Origin of the sequence: Geodermatophilus obscurus (assembly GCF_900115395.1) — a bacterium.
Lineage (GTDB): Bacteria > Actinomycetota > Actinomycetes > Mycobacteriales > Geodermatophilaceae > Geodermatophilus > Geodermatophilus obscurus_B.
The window spans coordinates 425,866-445,293 of sequence record NZ_FOWE01000001.1 but is presented as its reverse complement, the minus strand read 5'-3'; the positions used below and the strand labels follow the sequence as shown (position 1 = coordinate 445,293).

17 protein-coding genes are annotated in these 19,428 nt (G+C 76.6%); 8 read left to right on the top strand and 9 right to left on the bottom strand.

The genetic code is table 11. The features are described 5' to 3' along the window. Nucleotides 1-3 precede the first annotated feature (3 nt). Nucleotides 4-3,543 (top strand): tetratricopeptide repeat protein, encoded by a 3,540-nt coding sequence (locus tag BM165_RS02055; RefSeq protein ID WP_075011832.1) that lies wholly within the window; start codon nucleotides 4-6, stop codon nucleotides 3,541-3,543. Further along, the gene (locus tag BM165_RS02050) at nucleotides 3,540-5,018 is read left to right on the top strand and encodes a hypothetical protein (protein ID WP_075011831.1); all 1,479 of its coding nucleotides are present in this window, start codon (nucleotides 3,540-3,542) and stop codon (nucleotides 5,016-5,018) included. Before BM165_RS02055 ends, BM165_RS02050 begins: the two co-directional genes overlap by 4 nt. Nucleotides 5,019-5,105: 87 nt before the next feature. Here the strand turns inward: BM165_RS02050 and BM165_RS02045 are convergent, their stop codons facing one another. From BM165_RS02045 to BM165_RS02035, 3 genes are all read right to left on the bottom strand, one after another. After that, the gene (locus tag BM165_RS02045; RefSeq protein WP_075011830.1) at nucleotides 5,106-5,852 is read right to left on the bottom strand and encodes an AfsR/SARP family transcriptional regulator; all 747 of its coding nucleotides are present in this window, start codon (nucleotides 5,850-5,852) and stop codon (nucleotides 5,106-5,108) included. Nucleotides 5,853-5,916: 64 nt separating this feature from the next. Then, entirely contained in the window at nucleotides 5,917-6,144 is a 228-nt protein-coding gene (locus BM165_RS02040; protein ID WP_083427006.1) for a hypothetical protein, read from the bottom strand. A 409-nt stretch (nucleotides 6,145-6,553) separates the two neighbouring features. Then, nucleotides 6,554-7,354 (bottom strand): AfsR/SARP family transcriptional regulator, encoded by an 801-nt coding sequence (locus BM165_RS02035; protein WP_075011828.1) that lies wholly within the window; start codon nucleotides 7,352-7,354, stop codon nucleotides 6,554-6,556. Between the two features lie 625 nt (nucleotides 7,355-7,979). On the opposite strand from BM165_RS02035, the gene BM165_RS02030 reads away from it, so the two are divergent. From BM165_RS02030 to BM165_RS02015, 4 genes are all read left to right on the top strand, one after another. Beyond that, nucleotides 7,980-8,852, top strand: coding sequence for a helix-turn-helix transcriptional regulator (locus BM165_RS02030; protein ID WP_075011827.1), 873 nt, complete (start codon nucleotides 7,980-7,982; stop codon nucleotides 8,850-8,852). A gap of 157 nt (nucleotides 8,853-9,009) precedes the next feature. Then, nucleotides 9,010-9,366, top strand: a complete 357-nt coding sequence (locus tag BM165_RS24100; protein ID WP_075011826.1) for a hypothetical protein — start codon at nucleotides 9,010-9,012, stop codon at nucleotides 9,364-9,366. A gap of 88 nt (nucleotides 9,367-9,454) precedes the next feature. Further along, on the top strand, nucleotides 9,455-9,814 hold the full coding sequence (locus BM165_RS02020; RefSeq protein WP_075011825.1) for a carboxymuconolactone decarboxylase family protein: 360 nt from the start codon (nucleotides 9,455-9,457) through the stop codon (nucleotides 9,812-9,814). Between the two features lie 47 nt (nucleotides 9,815-9,861). Next, nucleotides 9,862-10,272 (top strand): pilus assembly protein CpaE, encoded by a 411-nt coding sequence (locus BM165_RS02015; RefSeq protein ID WP_075011824.1) that lies wholly within the window; start codon nucleotides 9,862-9,864, stop codon nucleotides 10,270-10,272. 19 nt (nucleotides 10,273-10,291) lie between these two features. On the opposite strand, the gene BM165_RS02010 is transcribed toward BM165_RS02015, so the two are convergent. The 4 genes from BM165_RS02010 to BM165_RS01995 all read right to left on the bottom strand — a co-directional run bounded on the left by BM165_RS02010 (nucleotide 10,292) and on the right by BM165_RS01995 (nucleotide 15,303). Next, nucleotides 10,292-11,053: a CPBP family intramembrane glutamic endopeptidase gene (locus BM165_RS02010; protein WP_075012096.1), complete on the bottom strand. Its 762-nt coding sequence runs from the start codon at nucleotides 11,051-11,053 to the stop codon at nucleotides 10,292-10,294. Further along, complete coding sequence (locus tag BM165_RS02005; RefSeq protein WP_075011823.1) at nucleotides 11,050-11,991, bottom strand: NAD(P)H-binding protein; 942 nt, start codon at nucleotides 11,989-11,991, stop codon at nucleotides 11,050-11,052. Before BM165_RS02005 ends, BM165_RS02010 begins: the two co-directional genes overlap by 4 nt. A 137-nt stretch (nucleotides 11,992-12,128) precedes the next feature. Then, a complete protein-coding gene (locus BM165_RS02000; RefSeq protein ID WP_075011822.1) occupies nucleotides 12,129-13,037 on the bottom strand; it encodes an NAD-dependent epimerase/dehydratase family protein in 909 nt (302 codons plus the stop codon). A gap of 49 nt (nucleotides 13,038-13,086) precedes the next feature. Next, the gene (locus BM165_RS01995; protein WP_244273963.1) at nucleotides 13,087-15,303 is read right to left on the bottom strand and encodes a thiamine pyrophosphate-dependent enzyme; all 2,217 of its coding nucleotides are present in this window, start codon (nucleotides 15,301-15,303) and stop codon (nucleotides 13,087-13,089) included. Nucleotides 15,304-15,475: 172 nt separating this feature from the next. Between BM165_RS01995 and BM165_RS01990 the strand changes: the two genes are divergently transcribed. Beyond that, on the top strand, nucleotides 15,476-16,906 hold the full coding sequence (locus tag BM165_RS01990; RefSeq protein WP_075011821.1) for an APC family permease: 1,431 nt from the start codon (nucleotides 15,476-15,478) through the stop codon (nucleotides 16,904-16,906). A gap of 1 nt (nucleotide 16,907) precedes the next feature. After that, the gene (locus BM165_RS01985) at nucleotides 16,908-17,387 is read left to right on the top strand and encodes a universal stress protein (RefSeq protein ID WP_075011820.1); all 480 of its coding nucleotides are present in this window, start codon (nucleotides 16,908-16,910) and stop codon (nucleotides 17,385-17,387) included. Between the two features lie 254 nt (nucleotides 17,388-17,641). Here the strand turns inward: BM165_RS01985 and BM165_RS01980 are convergent, their stop codons facing one another. Continuing rightward, a complete protein-coding gene (locus tag BM165_RS01980) occupies nucleotides 17,642-18,469 on the bottom strand; it encodes a hypothetical protein (protein WP_075011819.1) in 828 nt (275 codons plus the stop codon). Nucleotides 18,470-18,833: 364 nt separating this feature from the next. Next, nucleotides 18,834-19,337 carry a cyclic nucleotide-binding domain-containing protein gene (locus BM165_RS24600; RefSeq protein WP_075011818.1) on the bottom strand — a complete coding sequence of 168 codons (504 nt, stop codon included), beginning with the start codon at nucleotides 19,335-19,337 and terminating at the stop codon, nucleotides 18,834-18,836. Nucleotides 19,338-19,428 lie beyond the last annotated feature (91 nt).

The following is a 19,428-nucleotide window of genomic DNA, read 5'->3' as shown; positions in this document are numbered from 1 at the left end:
GCGATGGACGACGACCCACAGGGCGCGCCGGACGCGTTCGACTCGGCGCTCGACGACGGCATCCGGCGGCTGCAGGACGCCCGGCTGGGCCTGCCCGCGCGGGTGATCACACCCGTGCTCCTCCGGGCGCTCAAGGAGCGCGACCGGGAGAAGGCGCTCACCGCGGTCGAGAACCTCCGGCGCGACCTCGCCAGCGTCGACGCCGTCCTCGCCGACGTGCTCGAACGCGGCCTGCGGGAGCAGCGCGAGCAGGCGCGGGCCCGGCCCTTCGGCCCGGCCTGGATGAGCCAGCTGCGCCGTGCGGTGCGCCAGGACGCCTCGCCGCAGGCACGGCTGCTGGAGGCCTGGACCGACGCCCTCACCGCCTCCGCCTGGGACACCTGCGAGGCGATCGCCCGGCTCGTCCGCGACCGGGCGGACGACGGGCCGGCCGACCAGCTGGACTGGGTGGCGGGCTGCCTGCGCGACGACGTCCCGGTCGCCGCGCTGCCCGTGCTGCGCACCCTGCTCACCCGCGGGGACCTGCCGCTGCGGACGGAGATCACGCTGCTGGTGCTCGGGTCCCGCACCGCGCGCCGGTTCGCCCACCGGCTGGAGGAGGCCGCACGGCTGGCCGAGCGGGCGGTCGAGCGGAGCGCCGAGGGCATCTGGCCGATGCGCTCCCTCGCCCTCGCCGCCCTGGCCGAGGTCCGGATGGACGCCGGCCTCCGGCGGGAGGCCCACGAGCTCCTCGAGCGGGCCCTCGAGGCCGAGGAGGCCCACCCCGACCTCATCGTGGCCGCGGGCCGTCTCGCCGCGCTGGCGGGCGAGTACGGCCACGCGAACGACTACTACGACGTGGCCGTCCACCGCTTCGGCCGGGACGTCCTGGCGGCGCCCCTCCTGCGCGAGCTCCCCGGGAACCTGCTCTGGCAGGCCGCGCGCAGGGTCCGGCTCACCGACCCGGCGGCCGCCCTGGACCTCCTCGACCGGGCGCTGCAGGCGGGCATCGTCGGCGGCAGCGCCCACCCGGAGGGCCGCGTGCTGCTGGAGCGCGCAGAGGTGCTCGAGGAACTCGACCGTGCCGCGGACGCCGCCGGGTGCTACCACGACGCCGCCGACCGGTACTCGTGGGCCGAGTCGCGCAAGGCCGTCCGCCTCTACGACCGGGCGCGACAGCTGGCACCGGACGTCGCCGTCCACCACTGGGCGTACGGCGAGGCGCTCCGCGCGTCGGTCAACGCGCGTCACCCCCAGCCCAGCGAGGAGCTCCTCCGGTCGGCCCGGGCGGCCCTCGACACCGGCTTCGCCCTCGGGTCCCCGGACCCCGACACGTCCTGGGCCCTCGTCAGCTCCGCCGTCGTCTCCTCCCAGCTCGACGACGGCGCCGATCCCTTCCTGCTGGTCGAGCGTGCGCTCCTGCTCGATCCGCACTCCGTCCGGGCCGAGGCGTTCCTGGTCAAGCTGCTCCGCGACCGGGGCCACCCGCTCGAGGCCGTCGAGGCCGTCGAGGCCGTGGGCCGCGCGGCGCTCGCCGAGGTGGACGACGACCTGCTGCCCACCCAGGTCGTCCTCGCGCTCATGGACCTGGGCCGCTACGACGAGGCCGCCGGGATCGTCGAGGACCGCCTCGGCAGCCGGCCCGGGACGGCGGAGCTGCTGCTGCTCCGGGCTGTCCTGCGGCTGCGCCAGGGCGATCCCCGAGGGGCGCTGGAGGCACTCGGCGAGCCCTCGGGGGACGACGTCGCGACCGCGTTGCTGCGCGGCACCTGCCACGGGGTCCTCGGCGAGCGGGACGCCGAGCGACGGTGCTTCCAGGCCGTGCTGGACGGCCGTCCCGACGCGATCGCCGAGGCCTGGGCGGACTACCGACTCGGTCACCTGGACCGCGCGGTCGAGCTGTTCGGCGTCCTCGTGGCCGAGACCCCGGAGGTCGCCCGGCTGGCCGAGATCGAGCTGGACCTGGGCCTGGTGCTCCTCGTCCGCGGTGATGCCCGGTACGACGACCTCGCGGTCGGCCGGGCTCGTCTCTCGGGAGCCGTGACCCGCGCGAACCACGTCGACGACCTCGTGCACCTCCTCACCTGCGACGTCCCGCTCGTGCGCGAGGGCTGCCGCACGAGGGCCGACGGGCCCGCCGTCGCCGAGGCGCTGACCGACTTCGACCGGCGGGCCCGGCAGCGGATCGCGGAGCTCCGCCGGCAGCGGCGTCCCGCCTCGGACACCGCCGTGCGGCTGGCCGCGGCCCGCCGGGCGGCGACCGCCGGCCGCCACACCGAGGCGCTCGACCGCTACGCGGCGGTCCTCGCGGACGGGGGGCCGGAGGAGACCGTGCGCGCCCTCCTCGCGGCCGCGGAGGCCGTCGTCCGGGACGGCGACCGGCGCTGGGAGGCGGGCGAGGCCGGCCCGGCGGTGCACCTGTGGTCACGGGCGGCCGCGGGGACCGGTGCGCTGCCCGAGGCCGACGACCTCCGGTCCCGGGCACGCGCCCGGTCGGCCCTGGCCGCCCTCCGCCCGGACGCGGCGCCCGCGGACGTGGCCCGGGTGCTCGCGGGGACGGACACGGACGCGCTCGACGAGGCGCTGGCCGTGTTCGCACGGGACCTCGCGGACGCCTGGGGGACCCTCGACCTGCTGCGCCGTGCGCTCCCGGCCGACGACCGGTCGGCACCGGTGCCGGCGCTGCACCTGGCGCCCCTCTACCGGACCCGCCGTGCCGACGCGTTCGACGTGACGCGGCAGGCCTTCGCCGGTGCCGTCAGCCTCTCCCTCGGCGCCCTCAGGACGGCCCTGGACCCCGCGGGGTTCCAGGCGGGCATCGCCGCGCTGCGCGACGCGCTCGCCGCCGACCTCGGGGTGCGCCTCCCCGGGGTGCGTGTCGTGACGGACCCGGAGGCGGCCGCCGGGACGGCCCGGTTCCTCGTCTACGACCAGTGCGTCGGGGAGACGACGGTCCCGCAGGACGCCGCGGACCCGGTCGCCGTCGTCCTCGAGGGCTTCGAGGCGTTCCTCCGCGAGAACATGTTCCGCTGGGTCACCGCGGACGACGTCGACCTGTGGGCCGAGGGGTGGGACGTCACGCCGACGGACGGGGCCGAGGAGCCCTGGCTGCCCACCGAACCCCTGGCCCGCTACCGGCTCGCGCGGGTCCTCCGCATGCTGCTCCGGGAAGGGGTCCCCGTCCGCGACCGCGCCGCGATCCTGACCGGCTTCCGCGAGGCCGAGGAGCGTGACCGCACCACGCCGGTCGACGCGCTCGGCTGCGTCCGTCCCCTGCTGCACCCGACCACCCGCGGACCCACGGCGGGCGCCCCCTCCGACGTGCCGGGCTCGCTGCAGGACCGGGTGGCGGAAGGGCTCGTCACCGGGCACGGCGCGGCCTGGCAGCTGCCGCGGACCCGGGCGGGCCGCCTGGTCCGGGACCTCCGCGACTGGCGGGCCACCCTGCCTCCCGGCCCGGTCGCCGTCCGGGTCCGGGACGAGCGCGTCCGGCTCGTCCTCTGGCGGCTCCTGGCCGCCGACCGGCCCCGGGTGTACGTCCTGGCGGAGAGCGAGGGACCGTGATCCAGATCGCGCGCGAGCTGCGGCGCCTGATCCCCCCGGGACGGGGACACGAGGCAGCGGCAGCGCCGCCGGCCCTGGCCGTGGACGTGCGGCTCCCCCGGGGCACCGACGCCGGCGGCACGCTCGCGGCCGGGCTGGAGGAGGCCGTGTCCCGGCGTGCCGCCGACCTCGGGGTGGCGCGCGACGTCGACGTCCACGTGCGGGAGGACGGGGACGCCGACGACCGCGTCGAGGTGTCCTGCGCCGGCCGCCCCCTCCTGTCGCTGCCCCCGGGACGGACGGCCGGCCCCGACCTGCTCGACGCGGTCGACGGGGCGCTGCTGCGCCGTCCCTCGCTGCTCGTGGACCCGGAGGGTGCGCGCCGGTTCGGCACGGACCTCGCCGCGCGGTTCCGCGACAGCCGGACCGGCCTCTACGGCGCCGTCGCGGAGTACCTGCTCGACGCGGGCGTCGGCCTCGCCGGCGCGCGCCGGCTGGACCGCCTGACGGCCGTGCACGCCTGCGAGACCGGACCGGAGATCGCCGAGCTGCTCGTCGACCGGCTCTCGGTCCCCGAGGTGGTCGTCGAGGTCGCCGAGTCGACGCTGCGCACGACCGACCCCGCGTCGGCCGGAGCGCTCGTCCGTTGCCGGGCCGAGCTGCACGCGGCCGTCGGGCTGGAGTTCCCCGACGTCGACCTCGTCCCCGCCGACGTCCCCGCCGACGTCGTCCGCATCAGGCTCAACGGCCTGCAGCTCCGGGAGCGGTCGCTGCCGCCCGGGGCCACCTGGGCCGACGTCGTCGAGGTCCTCGGGGCGACGCTCCGGGAGCGCGCCGTCTGGTTCGTCCGGTCCGGCGACGTCGCCGCGGCCCGCAACCGGTTCGCCCACGTCCTCCCGCACCTCGTGACGCTGTCGCAGGAGATGTGGCCCGACGCCGTGCTGGGCGCCTGCGTCCGCGCCGTCGTGGGCAACGGGGGCAGCGTGCGGAACCTCGCCCGCCTCCTCTGGCTGTTGCTCGAGGCCGAGCCGCGCAGCGACGCCGTGGACGCCGTCTGGCTGCCGGAGGCCGACCCGGTCGCGTCCCGGTCGGCGCCGGAGCAGGACCCCGTCCGCGTCGCCTCCAGCGTCCGGCGGCGAACGGCCTTCGACGCCTGGCAGGTCGGTGTCGACGAGGCCCCGCAGCGCATGGGCCTGCCGCGCGTCCTGGAGGACGAGCTCCTGGCGGATGGGGACCGCGGCGGCGCCGAGTGGCGGATCCTGCGCGTCCTGGCCGCGGTCCCGCCGACGGCCACGGTGGTGACCCACTCCCCCGCCGCCCTCGGGCCCGTGCAGTACCTCGTCCGGGCGCTCCCCCGGGTGCCCCACGTGATCGCGTCGCACGAGCTCCCGCCCGGCGCGGCACCGCCCCCCGAGCTGCCCGTCGGACCGGCGGCGGCCGGTCCGGCGCGGCGCCCGGCCGGGTCGCCCGGCCGGGCGGAACCGGCCGCCGGGTGACGGTGCGCCCGGTGGCCCGGCGTCCGGCCGGCCCGAGCGGGACCGGCGCCGTCCGGCCGGCACTCCCCGACCGGTCGGCCCCCCGGGTCAGGTGACGGCCGGGGCGGGGGTGAGGGGTGTCCGGTCGCCCGGCTCCCCCGGGACGAGCAGGCGGGTCATGGACGGGGAGGGCGCGACACCGAACGCGTCGGCGAGCAGGTCCCGGAACGACCGGTAGGCCCGGTGCGCGCCGGCGAGGTCGCCCTGGGCCAGGTGGACCCGCACGAGGGCCCGGTGCGCGCTCTCCCGCAACGGCTCCTCGTGCACCGCGGCACAGGCCGCCTCGAGCGCCTCGCCGAGGCGCCCGGCGACGACCAGCTTGTCGGCCAGCACCTCCAGCGCGTGCATCCTCAGCTGCCGCAGCCGCTCCCGCTCGAGCACCACCCAGTCCTCGTGCCAGCCCGGGAGGAGCTCCCCCCGCAGCACCTCCCCCCGCACCGCGAGGTCGTCGCAGCCGACGGACGGGTCGAGGACCTGCGCCGCCCACGCCTCGAGCTCCCGGACGTCGACCCGCACGCCGGCGGCGAGGACCAGCGCGACCCCCGACACCTCGACCGTGCCGGGCGTCATCTGCCTCAGGCGCCACAGCGCCGACCGCAGGCTGCCGTGCGCGCGGCTCTCGGGCACGTCGGGCCAGAGCTGACCGGCGATGACGTCCCGGTCCGGGCACCGCGAGAGGCTGAGACGGGCGACGAGGCACTGGATCACCCGCGGGAGCTCGGGCGGGGTGGCGTCCTCCCACCGGAGCGAGAAGCCGTCGAGCAGGGTCACCCGCGTGAGCTGAGCGAGGGCCATGGGCATCCCCTCGGGCACCCGTCGGGGTGGGAGTGCAGGTGCCGTCGGCGTGATCGTCGAAGGCTCACTCGTCGCTGTCAATCGGGTTCGGCGCGTCTCCGAGGAACTCGGTCAACCACGCGCGGACCGCCTCGACCACGTCCCGCGGGGAGGAGGCGAGCGCCACGGTGGCCGCGTCCACGCCGGCACGCCCGGCGGAGGTGTCGAGGGTCGTCAGCCGGCCGCGGAAGGACCGGGCGCCGTCCTCGAGCCAGACGCGGACGAGCAGGACGGCACTGCGGTCGCCGTCCACGGTCACCGTCCACCGGGGTCGTCCCGGGTCGTCCGACCGGCCGGCGGTTCCTCCTCGACCAGCCGTCATGTCCGGAGGCCCCGTCCTCGCTCGCCGCACCGCGCGGGGGACCCACCCGGCGGGACCGAGGGAGGAGCCGTCCGGTGCACGCCGCTGCCCGCCCTCCGCGTCCCGCCGGAGCGCCGCCACGGCCTGGCAGTCGCTCGAGGACGCCCTCGTCCGCTGCGCCCGGGCGGCGCTGAGCTGCCCGCCGTCGTCCCGGGCGCCGGCGGTCCCGACGACGGGAGGGTCGCAGGCCGCTCGTCACGGCACCGTCACCGTCGCCGTCGCCGACGGACCCGGGGACGCCGGCTTCCGCTGCCACCGGGCCGGGCGCCCGTCCTCGGGGACCAGCGCCTCCCGTGGGACGTCAGCGGCGCCCGAGGGCACCGCCCCGGACCCGGCTCCGACCCGTCAGGCGGGCCGCGTGCTGCGCCGACAGGGCCCGCTGGACCCTCGGGACGTGCTGGATGAGCCGGGTCATCTGCTCGGTCGGTGCGACGCCCAGCTCGTCCGCCAGCATGGTCCGGAAGACCTCGTAGGCCCGGACCGCCTCGGCCACGTTCCCCTCGGCCAGGTGGACGGCGACCACCACCCGGTGGGCGCTCTCCCGCAGCGGCTCGTCGCGGACGGCGGCATGAGCCGCCTGCAGGGCCTCACCGTGGCGGCCGAGGGAGGCGAGCCGGACGGCCACGGCCTCGAGCGCCTGGAGTCGGAGCTGCCGCAACCGCTCGCGCTCGAGGAGCACCCAGTCGTCGTACCAGCCCGGGAGCAGGTCGCCGAGCAGGGACGTGTCCGCGAGGGCGACGTCCCCGGTCTCCGGGGAGGGCGCGATCGCACGCCGCGCCCAGCGGCTCAGGTCGCGCACGTCGACCCGCACGTCCGGCGCCAGGTGCAGCGCACCGCCCGTCGACCCGACCAGGCCGGGCGCCACCTTGTTGAGCCGCCACAGCGCCGACCGCAGGCTGCCGTGCGCGTGGTCCTCGGGCACGTCGGGCCACAGGTGGCCGGCCGTCGTCGCCCGGGTGGCGCGGGCGGCCAGGCACAGGTGGGCCACGAGCCGCTGCACGGCGCGGGGCAGGTCGTCGGCAGTGGGCCGCCGTCCGGAGCCGGGCAGGTCCAGCCGGAAGCCGTCGAGCAGGGTGACGCGGGTGGTGGACGGACGGTCCACGGGAGGGCTCCTTCCTCCGGGGACGAGCGGCGATGGAGGCGGTGGAGGCGATGCGGTGGAGGCGATGCGGTGGAGGCGGCGGTGGAGGAGGCGGTGGACGGGTCGGCGCAGGAGGGCTCCCCCGGCTCCGCGTCCCAGCGCTCCGACGACGGCCGCGGGCGGCACGCTGGGCGCCGGCCCGTCGGAGGGTGGTGCGGTGGATCCGCGGGCGACGGGCGTCCGGCCCGGACCACCGCGAGGGTCCCGTCGCCGTGCGGCCGGGCAGAGCGGTGGTGCGGGTGGCGCCCACCGGGGGCGGGGCTCGCGCCCGGGTGCTGCCGGACCGGCCGGCGGGTCAGGTACTGCGATCGAGGAGCGGCGGACCGACCCGGTCGCCCCGGTCGGTGCTGGTGGTCCTCACACGCGCGCGTACGACTCCGACCGGCATGGCTCCCCCTGGACGCACTCACGTGAGATGCGGGAGGCGAACGCTAGTCGGGTCGGTGCGCCGCGACCGTACGCAGATCTGCGTAGGAGCGGCCCAGCTGAGCGGCCCAGCTGAGCGGCCTCGCGCCACCCCGCGCCGGAGGTCGTCCGTGCCAAAGGTCCCTGAACGGCGGGCGACCAGCGGACTACGCTCAGCGAGGTGTCGCGGACCACGACCCGTTCCGCAGCGTGGCTGGCCCTCGTCGGCGACATCCTGCAGGGCCGGCCCGACTCGCGGGAGTTCCCGCACGCCCAGGTGGCGGACCTGCTCCTGGAGTCCTTCGGTGCAGCCTGCTGCTCGCTGAACGTCGTGGACGATGCGTGGGTGGACCACGTCGTCCGCGGCTGGCCCGAGGGCCACCTGCCGACGACGCCGCCGTCGGGTGTGGTCCTGGACGCGACCACCCACCCGCTCATCCGCTGGTACTCCGTCACGGGGAGTCCGGCACCGCAGACCCTGGGCCGGGTGCCCCGGGCGGTGGCCTCCGCCGACCTGGTGGCCGAGTGGTCGGCCTTCGCCCGCCCCTTCGGGATCACCCACCAGCTGGCCCTGCCGCTGCGGACGGGCGACGGGATCGAGGCCTACGTCGTCAGCCGCCCCGACGACGACTACGACGACGCCGACGTCGAGCTGGCCGGCCTGGTGCTCCCGGCACTGACCTCGCTGCTCGCCCAGCACCGGGCGCTCCACGGCACGCCGGAGGAGAGTCGCGGGCACGGCCGCGACCTCGGCCTCACGGAGCGGGAGCTCGCCGTCCTCCGACTCCTCGGCGCGGGGCTCACCGCCGTGGCGATCGCCCACCGTCTGCGGACCTCCCCCAGGACCGTGCACAAGCACCTCGAGCACCTGTACCGCAAGCTCGGCGTGCGGGACCGGCTGATGGCGGTGCAGCGCGCCCGCGACGCCGGCCTGCTGGCTCCGCCCGTCCGTCCCGGTGGAGCCGGGGAGCCCGCACCGCCGATCCCCTCCCCCCGTCGCGGGGACCGGTCCGCCGCCGCGCCGGCGCCTCCGCGCGCTCCCGCCCGTCCCTGACGGGGCGACGCGGATCGGCGTCCAGGCGGGCGCGCGCCGCCCTCCTCCCCGGCCGGCCGGGCGCCGTCCGGGGGGAGGAGTACGTACAGACGCCCGTGTCCGGCCCTCGCTAGCGTCCCGGCCGTCGACGTCGGCCGCGGTCCCCGGGGAGGACGCCATGTCGCTGCTCGTCATCCACCTCCGCTGGACCGACGCCGGCCCCGAGCACCTGGCCCGGCTGCAGCGGCTGCTCCCGCCGGTCCGGCTCGTCCCCGAGGGCCCGTGCCTGCACCGCCGGGCGTGGCCGTCGGGGTCCCAGGTGCACGGCGTCGAGGTCTGGGCTGACGACGACGCGGCGCGCCGGCACCTCGACGAGCTGCCGCTCGACTCGGCCGCCGCGGGCCTCGAGGCGCCGACCGTGGTCGTCCTCGTGTTCCCCGAGGCCTACCGGGCGGCGCTGCCGGCCGTCCTCGCGACGACGGACGCGGAGACCCCCGCACCCGGCTCCCCCACCGGTGCGGCCGCGGGGCGGTGAGCCGGGAGCACGGGCGGGCCACCGCCGGCCCCGGGCACCGCGGTCGTCGGACCGTGCCGTGCGGCACGCCGACTGACACCATCGCGTCATGGGTCACGGTCACGCCGTCCAGGACGAGCTCCGCGAACCGGCCCGCGCGCTGCGCCGCGCGATCCCCGAGGTCTACGACGGCTACCGCCGGTTGCACGCGGCCGCCTACGCCGCCGGTGCGCTGGACCGGAAGACGAAGGAGCTGATCGCGCTCGCCATCGCGGTCAGCAGGGAGTGCGACGGCTGCATCGCCTCGCACGCACGGGGCGCCGCCCGCGCCGGCGCCACGGAGTCGGAGGTCGCCGAGGCGCTCGGCGTCGCCATCGCGATGAACGGCGGGCCGGGCACCGTGTACGGCCCCCGCGCGTTCGCGGCCTTCCTCGAGTTCGCCGAGGAGGCGGACCCCGAGCAGGGCTGACCCGCGGCGGGCACCCGGCCGCGCCCGCGATGACGCAGGATGGTGCCGTGCTCTCCGTCGCGCTGGCCCGCGCCCTGCGAGACGCGGGGCTGCACTGGACCCCCGCCCGCGGGGACAGCTTCGTCATCCCCGGGCGAGAGATGGACGACGACGTCTTCGTGCTCTCGGACATGACGATCGAGGTCCACCGGTTCCCCACCGGGCCGGTCATCGGCTTCAACGGCACGACGGAGTGGGCGCTGGACGCGGTCGAGCAGTCCGACACGCTGTGGATCCCGGCCGAGCACCAGCTCCGCGAGCTGCTCGGTGACGCGTTCGCCGGGCTGGCGCCGACCGGCAACGGGTACCGGGTCACGCTCCGGGTCGACGGCGCGACGAGCGGGTACGAGGGCGCCGACCCGGCCGAGGCCTACGCCCGGGCGCTGCTCGACCTGCTGACGTCCCGCCGCGCCGCCTAGCGGGACCCGCGCCGCTCCGTCACCCCGACGACGACTGCTCCTCCGCGAGGCCGTCGGCGAACAGCGGCGGCAGGTAGCGCAGCATCAGGGTCGACCACACCACGTGCGTGAGCACCGGCGCCTGGATGCCGCCGGTGATCCGGCGCTGCACCCCGAACAGCAGCCCCATCGGCACGCTCGCCAGCACGAGCGCCGGGTTGCGGGTGGCGGTCGTGGCCAGCCCGTAGACCGCGGTCGAGACGAGCACCGGCCGCCGGGCCCCCGCCGCCGCGTACAGCGCGCCGCGGAAGAAGACCTCCTCCGCCACGCCGTTGGCCAGCGTGGTGGTCGCCACGAGCGGCGTCGACCCCTGGTCGGCGTAGCGGAGCACCGCGCTGATCGCCCGCTCCAGGACCGGGATCCGCCGGGCGACCAGCGCCGCGGCGTAGAACGCCCCGAAGGCGGCGACCCCCGAGACGACCGGCGTGAGCAGCGGCCGGCGCAGCCGGTCGCCGGGCCCGAAGATCCGTCCCAGGTGCAGCGGACCCGACGCCAGCCCCCCGGCCACCCAGGTGCCGGCGACCCCGAGGGTCAGCCCGTAGAACCGCGGCGAGCCCGGCGGGGTCGACAGCGACACCCCCAGCAGCGACGCGCCGGCCACCGCGACGCCGCCGGTCACCCGCCGGCGGCGCCGGAACGCCTCGTCGCTCTCCCGGTGGTCGCGCGGCACCGGCCGCAGCAGCGGCGCGGCCGCCCGCAGGAGCCGGGCCTCGAGGGCCCGGCCGGCCCGGCTGCGGGTCACCGCCGCGCTCCGCGGCTCAGCCACCCGCCGCGCCGGTCCCCGCCCTGCCGGCGGCGTTCGCGCGCCCGCTCGATGAGGGCGGCGAGCACCATCTCGTCGTAGTCCATCGGGTCGAGGGGGACGACCGAGCGGATGGCGTCGTCGGTGACGACCACCTCGTTCGTCATCGAGTCGATGAGCGAGCGGCCGGTGCCCACGTCGACGTCGGTGACCAGGGCCAGCCAGCGCGAGGACAGCTGCGGGCTGAGCAGCGGCACGGGGACGACGAACAGGTGCCGGTTCTGGATCTCGGCGACGCGGCTGAGCATCTGCAGGTAGGTGAGCACCTCGGGCCCGCCGACCTCGAACACCCGCCCCTCGGCCTGCGGTGCGTCGAGGACACCGACGAGGTACCGGACGACGTCGGCGACCGCGATCGGCTGGGTCCGCGTGCTGACCCACCGGGGGGTGACCATCGCGGGCAGGTGGGCCACGAGCTGGCGGGTCATCTCCCACGACACCCCGCCGTGGCCGACCACGATGCCCGCGCGCAGCACGGTCACCGGTACCCCGGTGCCGCCCAGCAGCCGCTCGACCTCCCGGCGGCTGCGCAGGTGCCGCGACAGCCGGTCGCCGTCCCGGCCCAGGCCGCCGAGGTAGACGATCCGCTCGACACCGGCTGCGGAGGCGGCCCGGGCGAAGGCCCGCGCCGCGTCGGCGTCCTTGTGCTCGAAGTCGGCGTCGCCGAGGGAGTGCACGAGGTAGTAGGCGACCTCGCACCCCTTCAGCGCGGCCCGGAGCGACTCCTCGTCGCCGACGTCCCCGGCGACCGGGGTGCCGGCTCCCTCGTAGTGCTCCGGCCGGCGGGTCATGGCGCGGACGTCGTGGCCCGCCTCCTCCAGCGCGGGAGCCAGCCGGCTGCCCACGAACCCCGACGCGCCGGTGACCAGGATCCTCACCGGCCCAGGGTGGCCCTCGCGACCGGTGCGCGCGACTCGGTCGTGGCCAACCCGCCCGCCGCGGGCCGTCCCGCCCCGGTCCGCGCGGGGACCGGTCCCCGTGACCCCGCCGGGGCCGCGCCGTCAAGCGGGCGTCGTCAGGCCGGCTTCGTCAGGCCCCGCCGCAGCTCGTCCATGGCCCGGGCGAGCCCCACTCGGGGCACCCAGCCCCACCCGCGCGCGCGGTCGGCGCGCAGCTGCCCGGTCCACACCGGCTCGTCGGTCCACTCGGCGGCGACGCCCAGCGCGTCGGTCACCGTGCCGAGGTAGTCCCGCCAGGTCGCGGGCTCGCCCGCGACGACCACCGGGGTCGTGCTCCCTGCCACGGGGCCCCGCTCCGGGTCGTCGGCGGTCGCGACGGCGCCCGTGGCGACGTCGGCGATGAAGGCGGCCAGGTCCTCGACGTGCACCCAGGGCCAGGTCTGCGCCGGGTTCGCCCGCCGCTCGCCGTCGCGGACCGCCTGCGGTCGCAGCGTGTTCCACACCGACGTGTCACCGGCGCCCACGACCGCCGGCGGGCGCACCAGCACGGTGGTGAGCCCGCCGACCCGCGCCAGCGCGGCGTCGGTGGCGTTCTTGGTGTCGGGGTAGTCGCCGCTGCCCTCGGGCAGGAGGGCGCCGTCCTCGGCCACGTCCCCGACGCCGGCCGAGCGGTCGTAGACCCCGGCCGTCGACACGTGCACGAGCCGGGCCACACCGGCGTCCCGGGCGGCCCGGGCGAGGACCGGTGTGCCCTCGACGGCCACCCGGTGCTGCACGTCCCGGGGTGAGCCCATCGGGTGGACCGTGGTGACGACCGCGTCGGCGCCCCGGGTGACCGTGCGGGCGAAGCCCTGGTGGGCGAAGTCGCCGACGTGCTCGGTGACCCCGTCGAGGGCGGGCGCGCTGCCGGCGCGGCGCACGACGGCGCGCACCCGCGCCGACCGCTCGACGAGCGCCCGGCACACCGCGGCGCCCACCAGTCCGTTCGCACCGGTCACCACGACGACGGGAGAGGACGTGGGCATGCGGCCACCCTGCCAGCGGCCCGGCTCCCGCGCCCGCCGCGGGGCCCGGTCACCGCTCCCGTCGCACCAGCTCCCGGGCGGCTGCCTCGACGTCGCGCTCGGAGACGAGCACGTGCAGGGCGGCGTCCCCGAGCGGGATGAAGCTGTCGGCGCTGGCCACCCGGGCCATCCGCCCGGTGAACCCGGCGTCCACCAGGGCCGCCAGCACGCCCTCGGAGACACCGCCGGTGCGGCGGGTCTCGTCGACGACCAGGACGCGGCCGGTGGCCTCCGCCTCCCGCACGACGTCCGCCACCGGCAGGGGGGCCAGCCAGCGCAGGTCGACCACGCGGCACCCGATCCCCTCCCGCTCGAGGCGGGCGGCGACCCGGAGGCTCATGGCGAGGCCGTTGGCCCAGCTGACCAGCGTGAGGTCGGTGCCCTCGCCGTACGTGCGGGCGCGGCCGAGCGGCACGTGGTGCTCGGCCCACTCCCCCGGCGGGCGGTACGGCGCGGTCCACCCGTCGTCGCCGTCGGCGTGCAGGTCACGGGTGTGGTAGAGCGCGATCGGCTCCAGGTAGACGCACACGGCGCCGTCGACCGTCGCCGCCGCCGCGCAGGTGCGCAGCATCGCGGCGGCGTCGTCGGGCCGCCCGGGCGAGGCGATGACCAGGCCGGGGACGTCGCGCAGCACCCCGACGGCGTCGTCGTTGTGGAAGTGACCGCCGAAGCCCTTCTGGTACCCGTAGCCGGCGATCCGGACGACCATCGGGTTGCGGTACTGCCCGTCGGAGAAGAACTGCAGCGTCGCCGCCTCACCGCGCAGCTGGTCCTCGGCGTTGTGCAGGTAGGCCAGGTACTGGATCTCCGGGATCGGCAGGAGGCCGGACACACCGGCGCCCAGGGCGAGCCCCAGGACGGTCTGCTCGTCGAGCAGGGTGTCGAAGACCCGGGCGGCGCCCGCCTTACGCAGCAGGCCCCGGGTCACCCCGTAGACGCCGCCCTTGGCCGCGACGTCCTCCCCGAAGACCAGGGCGCCCGGGTGGCGTGCCATGACGTCGAGCAGCGCCCGGTTGATCGACTGCGCCAGCGTCATCGGCGGCTCGTCCTCGGGCAGCGTGCCCCCGAAGACCGCGGCGCGGCGCTCGGGCGGGGCCGCCTCGGCGGCGACCCGGGCCACCTCGGACGGCGTGGCCGGCGCGAGCGGCGCCACCACCTCGGCGGCCGACCGCAGCCGGGGCAGGCCGGCGACCTCCCGGGCCAGGTCGAGCACCCGGGACCGCGTGCCCTCGTAGCGGTCGAGCACCTCCGCCGGGGTGAGCAGCCCGGTGTCGACGAGCAGCCGGGCGGTGCCGATCAGCGGGTCGCGGCGCAGGTCGGCGGCGATCCGGTCGGCCCGCCGGTAGGCGCTCTCGACGTCGGTGCCGGCGTGCCCCATCAGCCGGACCGTCCGCAGGTGGAGGAACGCCGGGCGGCGGTGCCGCCGGACCCAGTCGGCCGCCCGCCGGGCGGTGGTCAGGGCGTCGACCAGGTCGGCGCCGTCGGCGGTGAAGTACTCCAGGCCCGGGCGGCTGCCGTAGGCGTGCGCCACCCAGCCGTCCGGGGTGGGCACGCTGATGCCGATGCCGTTGTCCTCGCACACGAGCAGCAGGGGCATCGGGAGCCCCCGGAAGCCGACCTGCACGGCGGCGTTGACCGCGCCGGTGGCCGTCGAGTGGTTCGCCGAGGCGTCCCCGAAGCTGCAGACGACGACGGCGTCGCGCGGGTACTCCCCCTCCAGCCCGAGCTTGCGGACCCGGTCGACGGCGAACGCCATGCCGAGGGCGCGGGGCAGGTGGGAGGCGATCGTCGACGTCTGCGGCAGCACGGCGAGGTCGCGGCGGCCGAAGACCTTGTGCCGGCCACCCGAGATCGGCTCCTCGGCGGCCGCGACGACGCCGAGGAGCACGTCGCGCAGCGGGTCCGAGCCGCCGTCCACCTGCCTCGCCCGTTCGACGAAGAAGGCGCCGGAGCGGTAGTGCAGCAGCGCGGGGTCGGTCGGGCGCAGCGCCGCCGCGACGGCCGCGTTGCCCTCGTGTCCCGACGAGCCGATCGTGTAGAAGCCCTCACCCCGTCCCCGCAGCCAGCGGGCGGCCAGGTCCAGGTGCCGGCTGCCCAGCTGGGCGTCGAACAGCCGGAGGACCTCCTCGGCGGACAGGTCCGGGGGCAGGGCCCGCCGAGCCCCGCTGCCCGCGACGGCGTCGAGGCCCTTGACCGTCTCGATGAGGTGTTCGTCGACCTGCTCCACCGGCACACTCTGTCCCGAGCGGGCGGCGTGGTCCAGCACCGGCCCGGCACGGCTGCCGCCCAGCGCCCGGCGGCCCCGCCTGCCGGGCGTGCAGGCGCCCCGGGTTGACACCGGTACCGGATGGGGCTTCCGTGACGGGTCTTGAGTCCGCCCTCGACGAAGCGGGGTCCTCGTGGCCGAGACCAGCACCGGCACCGTCGACGAGGAGGACAGCGGTCTGCGGAGGTCCATCACCGGCAGGCAGCTGTTCTTCTACACCCTCGGTGACGTCCTCGGCTCCGGCATCTACGTCTTGATCGGCCTGGTCGCCGCCGCCGTCGGCGGGGCGTTCTGGCTCGCGTTCGCCCTCGGGGTCACCGTCGCGGCCATCACCGGGGCGGCCTACGCCGAGCTGGTGACCAAGTATCCCCAGGCCGCCGGTGCCGCGCTGTACGTCAAGAAGGCGTTCGGCAGCACGGCGCTGACGTTCCTGGTCACCGTGGCGTTCCTGTCGGCCAGCTTCGCGGCGACGGGCTCGCTGGCGACCGGGTTCGCCTCCTACTTCGCCACCCTCTGGGAGGGTCCGCCGGCCCTGCTCGTGTCGCTGGTCTTCCTCCTCGCCCTGGTGGTCGTCAACTTCATCGGCATCACCGAGTCGGTGGTGATGAACATGCTGATGACCTTCGTCGAGGTCGCCGGACTGGTGATCGTGATGGTCATCGGCGTCTGGTACATCGCCCAGGGGAACGCCGACTTCGGCGTCCTCGCCGACATCAGCGTCTCCGGCAACCCCGCGCTCGCCGTCCTCGCCGGCATCGCCTTCTCCTTCTTCGCGATGACCGGGTTCGAGAACACGGCCAACGTCGCCGAGGAGACGATCGACCCGCACCGGTCCTTCCCGCGGTCCCTCGTCGGCGGCATGGTCGTCGCGGGCACCGTCTACGTCCTGGTGTCCATGGCCGCCGCGCTCACCGTGCCCACCGACGTGCTGGCGGAGTCCGACGCGGCGCTGCTGGAGGTCGTCCGGCAGGGCATCCTGCCCTTCTCGACCGACTTCATGACGACGCTGTTCTCGGTCATCGCGCTGATCGCGATCACCAACACCACCCTGGTCACGATCGTCACCCAGCCGCGGATCCTCTACGGCATGGCGAAGGAGGACGTCGTCCCGGGTGCCTTCGCCAAGATCCACGCGACCCGCCGCAGCCCGTGGGTCGGGCTGGTCTTCAGCGGGGTGGTGGTCGCGGCCCTGCTGGTCACGGGCACGGTCGTGCTCGAGGCGGGTGGCGGCATCGACCTGGTCAACCGCCTCGCCCTGGTCACCGTCGTCCTGCTCCTGGCCATCTACGCCCTCGTGATCGTCGCGTGCCTCAAGCTGCGCGGGCGGGACGAGGACGAGCGCACCTACCGCGCCAACACACCCCTGCTGCTCGTCGGCCTGGTCGGCAACCTGGCCATCCTGGGGTTCTCGATCTACGACGACCCCTCGTCGCTCATCTGGTGCGCCGGGCTGATCGCCGTCGGGGTCGTGCTCTTCCTGGTCGAGTACGCCGCCGGCGCGCGGAACCGCCCCCCGGGCGCCCGGCGCGGCGATCCCGAGGCCGCTTCCCGGAGGGACGTCTGAGATGCACGTCGTCGTCGCCACCGACGGGTCACCGCAGTCCCTGGCCGCGGCCCGCCACCTCACGTCCTTCGCGGACCCCGCGAAGATCACCACGATCTCGGTGGTCGCGGTCATCCGGCCGTTGGCCTCGGTCGCCTTCGCCGACGAGATCTCCGAGGTCCAGCAGCGCCGTGCCGGCGAGTGGACGGGCAGCTTCCGGGAGGAGGCGCAGAACGCCGTCGACGCGGTGGCGGCCGTCTTCGACGGCTGGGGGCCGGTCATCGACAAGCAGATCCGCAGCGGGTCGCCTGCCGCCGAGATCATCGAGGCGGCGCAGCAGGTCGACGCGGGCCTGGTCGTGGTGGCCGCCGGCGGGCGCGGGCTCAGCGACGCGTTCCTCGTCGGCAGCACCGCCGAGCGGGTGCAGCACTACGCGCCGTGCCCGGTGCTCGTCGTCCGCCCGGCCCCGCGGCCGAGGAGGGCCGCCCGTCGCACGACGTGACCCCGCGCTGCCCGGGCCCGGCGCCGTGCAGCGGTCCCGGAGACCGGTGCCGGCGGTCATGACGCCTCCCGGTGCCCACGACGGGCGTGCAGGACCGGTCGAGGTGTGCGCCGGGGGCCGACTCCCCCGGCAGGACCCGGCCCCGGCACCCGGCGGCCGCGTGCGCACCCCGATGGCGGACCGGGCCCGGTCTCCTCCGTGGGTCCACGGGGCCGCTCCCCTCCAGCGTCCGTCGCCGACGGAGCGGGGTGCGGTCAGAGGATCTGGGCCGGTATGCGCCGGCCTTCGATGAGGAGGCACACGTGCTGGAGCCCGACGATCGACACGGCCTGCAGCAGCGGCAACCGGACGAACACCGAGCCGAGGGGCCCCAGGAAGGAGGCCACGAGCCAGATCGAGGTCGCCAGGCAGAGCAGGCGTCGGCCGGACACGTCGACGTCGCTGCCGCGCCGGGCGACGGGCAGTGCCGCCACCGCGAAGGCCGTTCCCAGGACGACCGACACGAGTACGGCGTTCTGGGCTCCCCCCAGCCAGTGGGCGGGGAGGACGCCCAGCACGGCCGCCGCGATCGCAGCCGACCACCACAGCCGTCCGACGGGACGGCCTCTCCCACCGCCGGGCCGCTCGTAGCAGTCCAGTTCGGTCGGCGGGTGCTCGGCCAGCATCCGGGACCGGTCCCGGTGGACCGCCACCGAGGGGTGGTTGTGGAGGACCCGCTCGACGAGGCCCGCCGGCACGGCGGCCGACAGCCACAGGGCCTCGATCCGGCAGTGCTCGGCCCGCAGTCCGCGGCTTCCCGCGATGACGCGACCCCAGCAGGCGACCACCGCGAGGACGTGGCGGCTCCGTGGGTGGTCACCGACCCACTGCTCCCCGCCGAAGGCGTAGAAACCGCACGTGCAGTCCGGTGCCGGGCTGGGATGCGGTGTGCGGTGCTCCTTGAGGCAGCGCGCGGTGTTGGCACCGTCGTGCCAGGCGTCGTTCGAGAACAGGGGGTACAGCGCACCGTCCGGGCCGATCCGGAAGGTGCGCAGGGCCCTGATCTCGCCCACCTGTGGCTCGAAGCCACCGTAGGGATCCACGGCGGCTACCTCGCAGGCGATGGATCTCGGCGCGGCTCGGGTCGCTCCGGCGAGGCCGGCTCGGGGGTCGGCTCGGGCACGGGCAGGACCTCGATGCGGCGGATCTCCTTGCCGATGTTGCCCACGGCAGGAGCGTAGGACCAGCGCCCGCGATCGGGGCGTCTTCCGTCGTCGCCATCAGCCGGGACCGACGCGAGCAGCCTGAGGACGCGGCGGTCCCGGCGGACCGCGGTCGGCCGGCCGGTCCTCCGCGTGGCCCGGTGGGTGGCGTGTCGCCGGCCCGACACAGGCCGGTGCACACGGCGCTCGGGCCTGCGGGGACACGCCCGTCCCGACGAGGTGCCGCCGTCCCGGACGGCGGCCGCTACTCCACGGCGCGGCTGCGGAAGCGCTCCAGCTCGGACACCGGCAGGCGTGTCCCGGCGGCCCTGAGCAGCGCGACGACGTCCTGCGTGCGCCGGTCGAGCCGGTCCGCGAGGACGAAGGCCATGTCGGCCACGATCGCCGTGGCCAGGCGTTCGTGACGCGCGAGGCGGCCACGGACGTCGGCCGCGCGCCACGTCACCATCCGCACCGCGGAGCTCGCCCGGGCCGTCGCGGTGCGCGAGGCGGAGGGCACGAACACCGAGAGCTCACCGAGCAGTGACCCCGGGCCGAGCGTCGCGATGACCCGGCCGCCCGTGACGACCTCGACGGCGCCCTCGAGGACCGTGGCGACGCCGTCCGCCGGGTCGCCCTCCTCGAACAGGGTCGAGCCGGCCGCCGCGACGCTGGTCGCGATCTCCCGGCCGAGCTGGTCGAGGTCCTCGTCGACGACGAGCCGGAACGGGCAGAAGGCCCGGACGGCCAGTGGTCTCTCCGCGTCCACGCACGCTCTCCGGAAGGTCGTCGGGACCGGCGAGGACCGCCCCGGGACGTCCGGGTGGGCTCGCGTCCCGACACGGTAGCCCCGGTCGGCC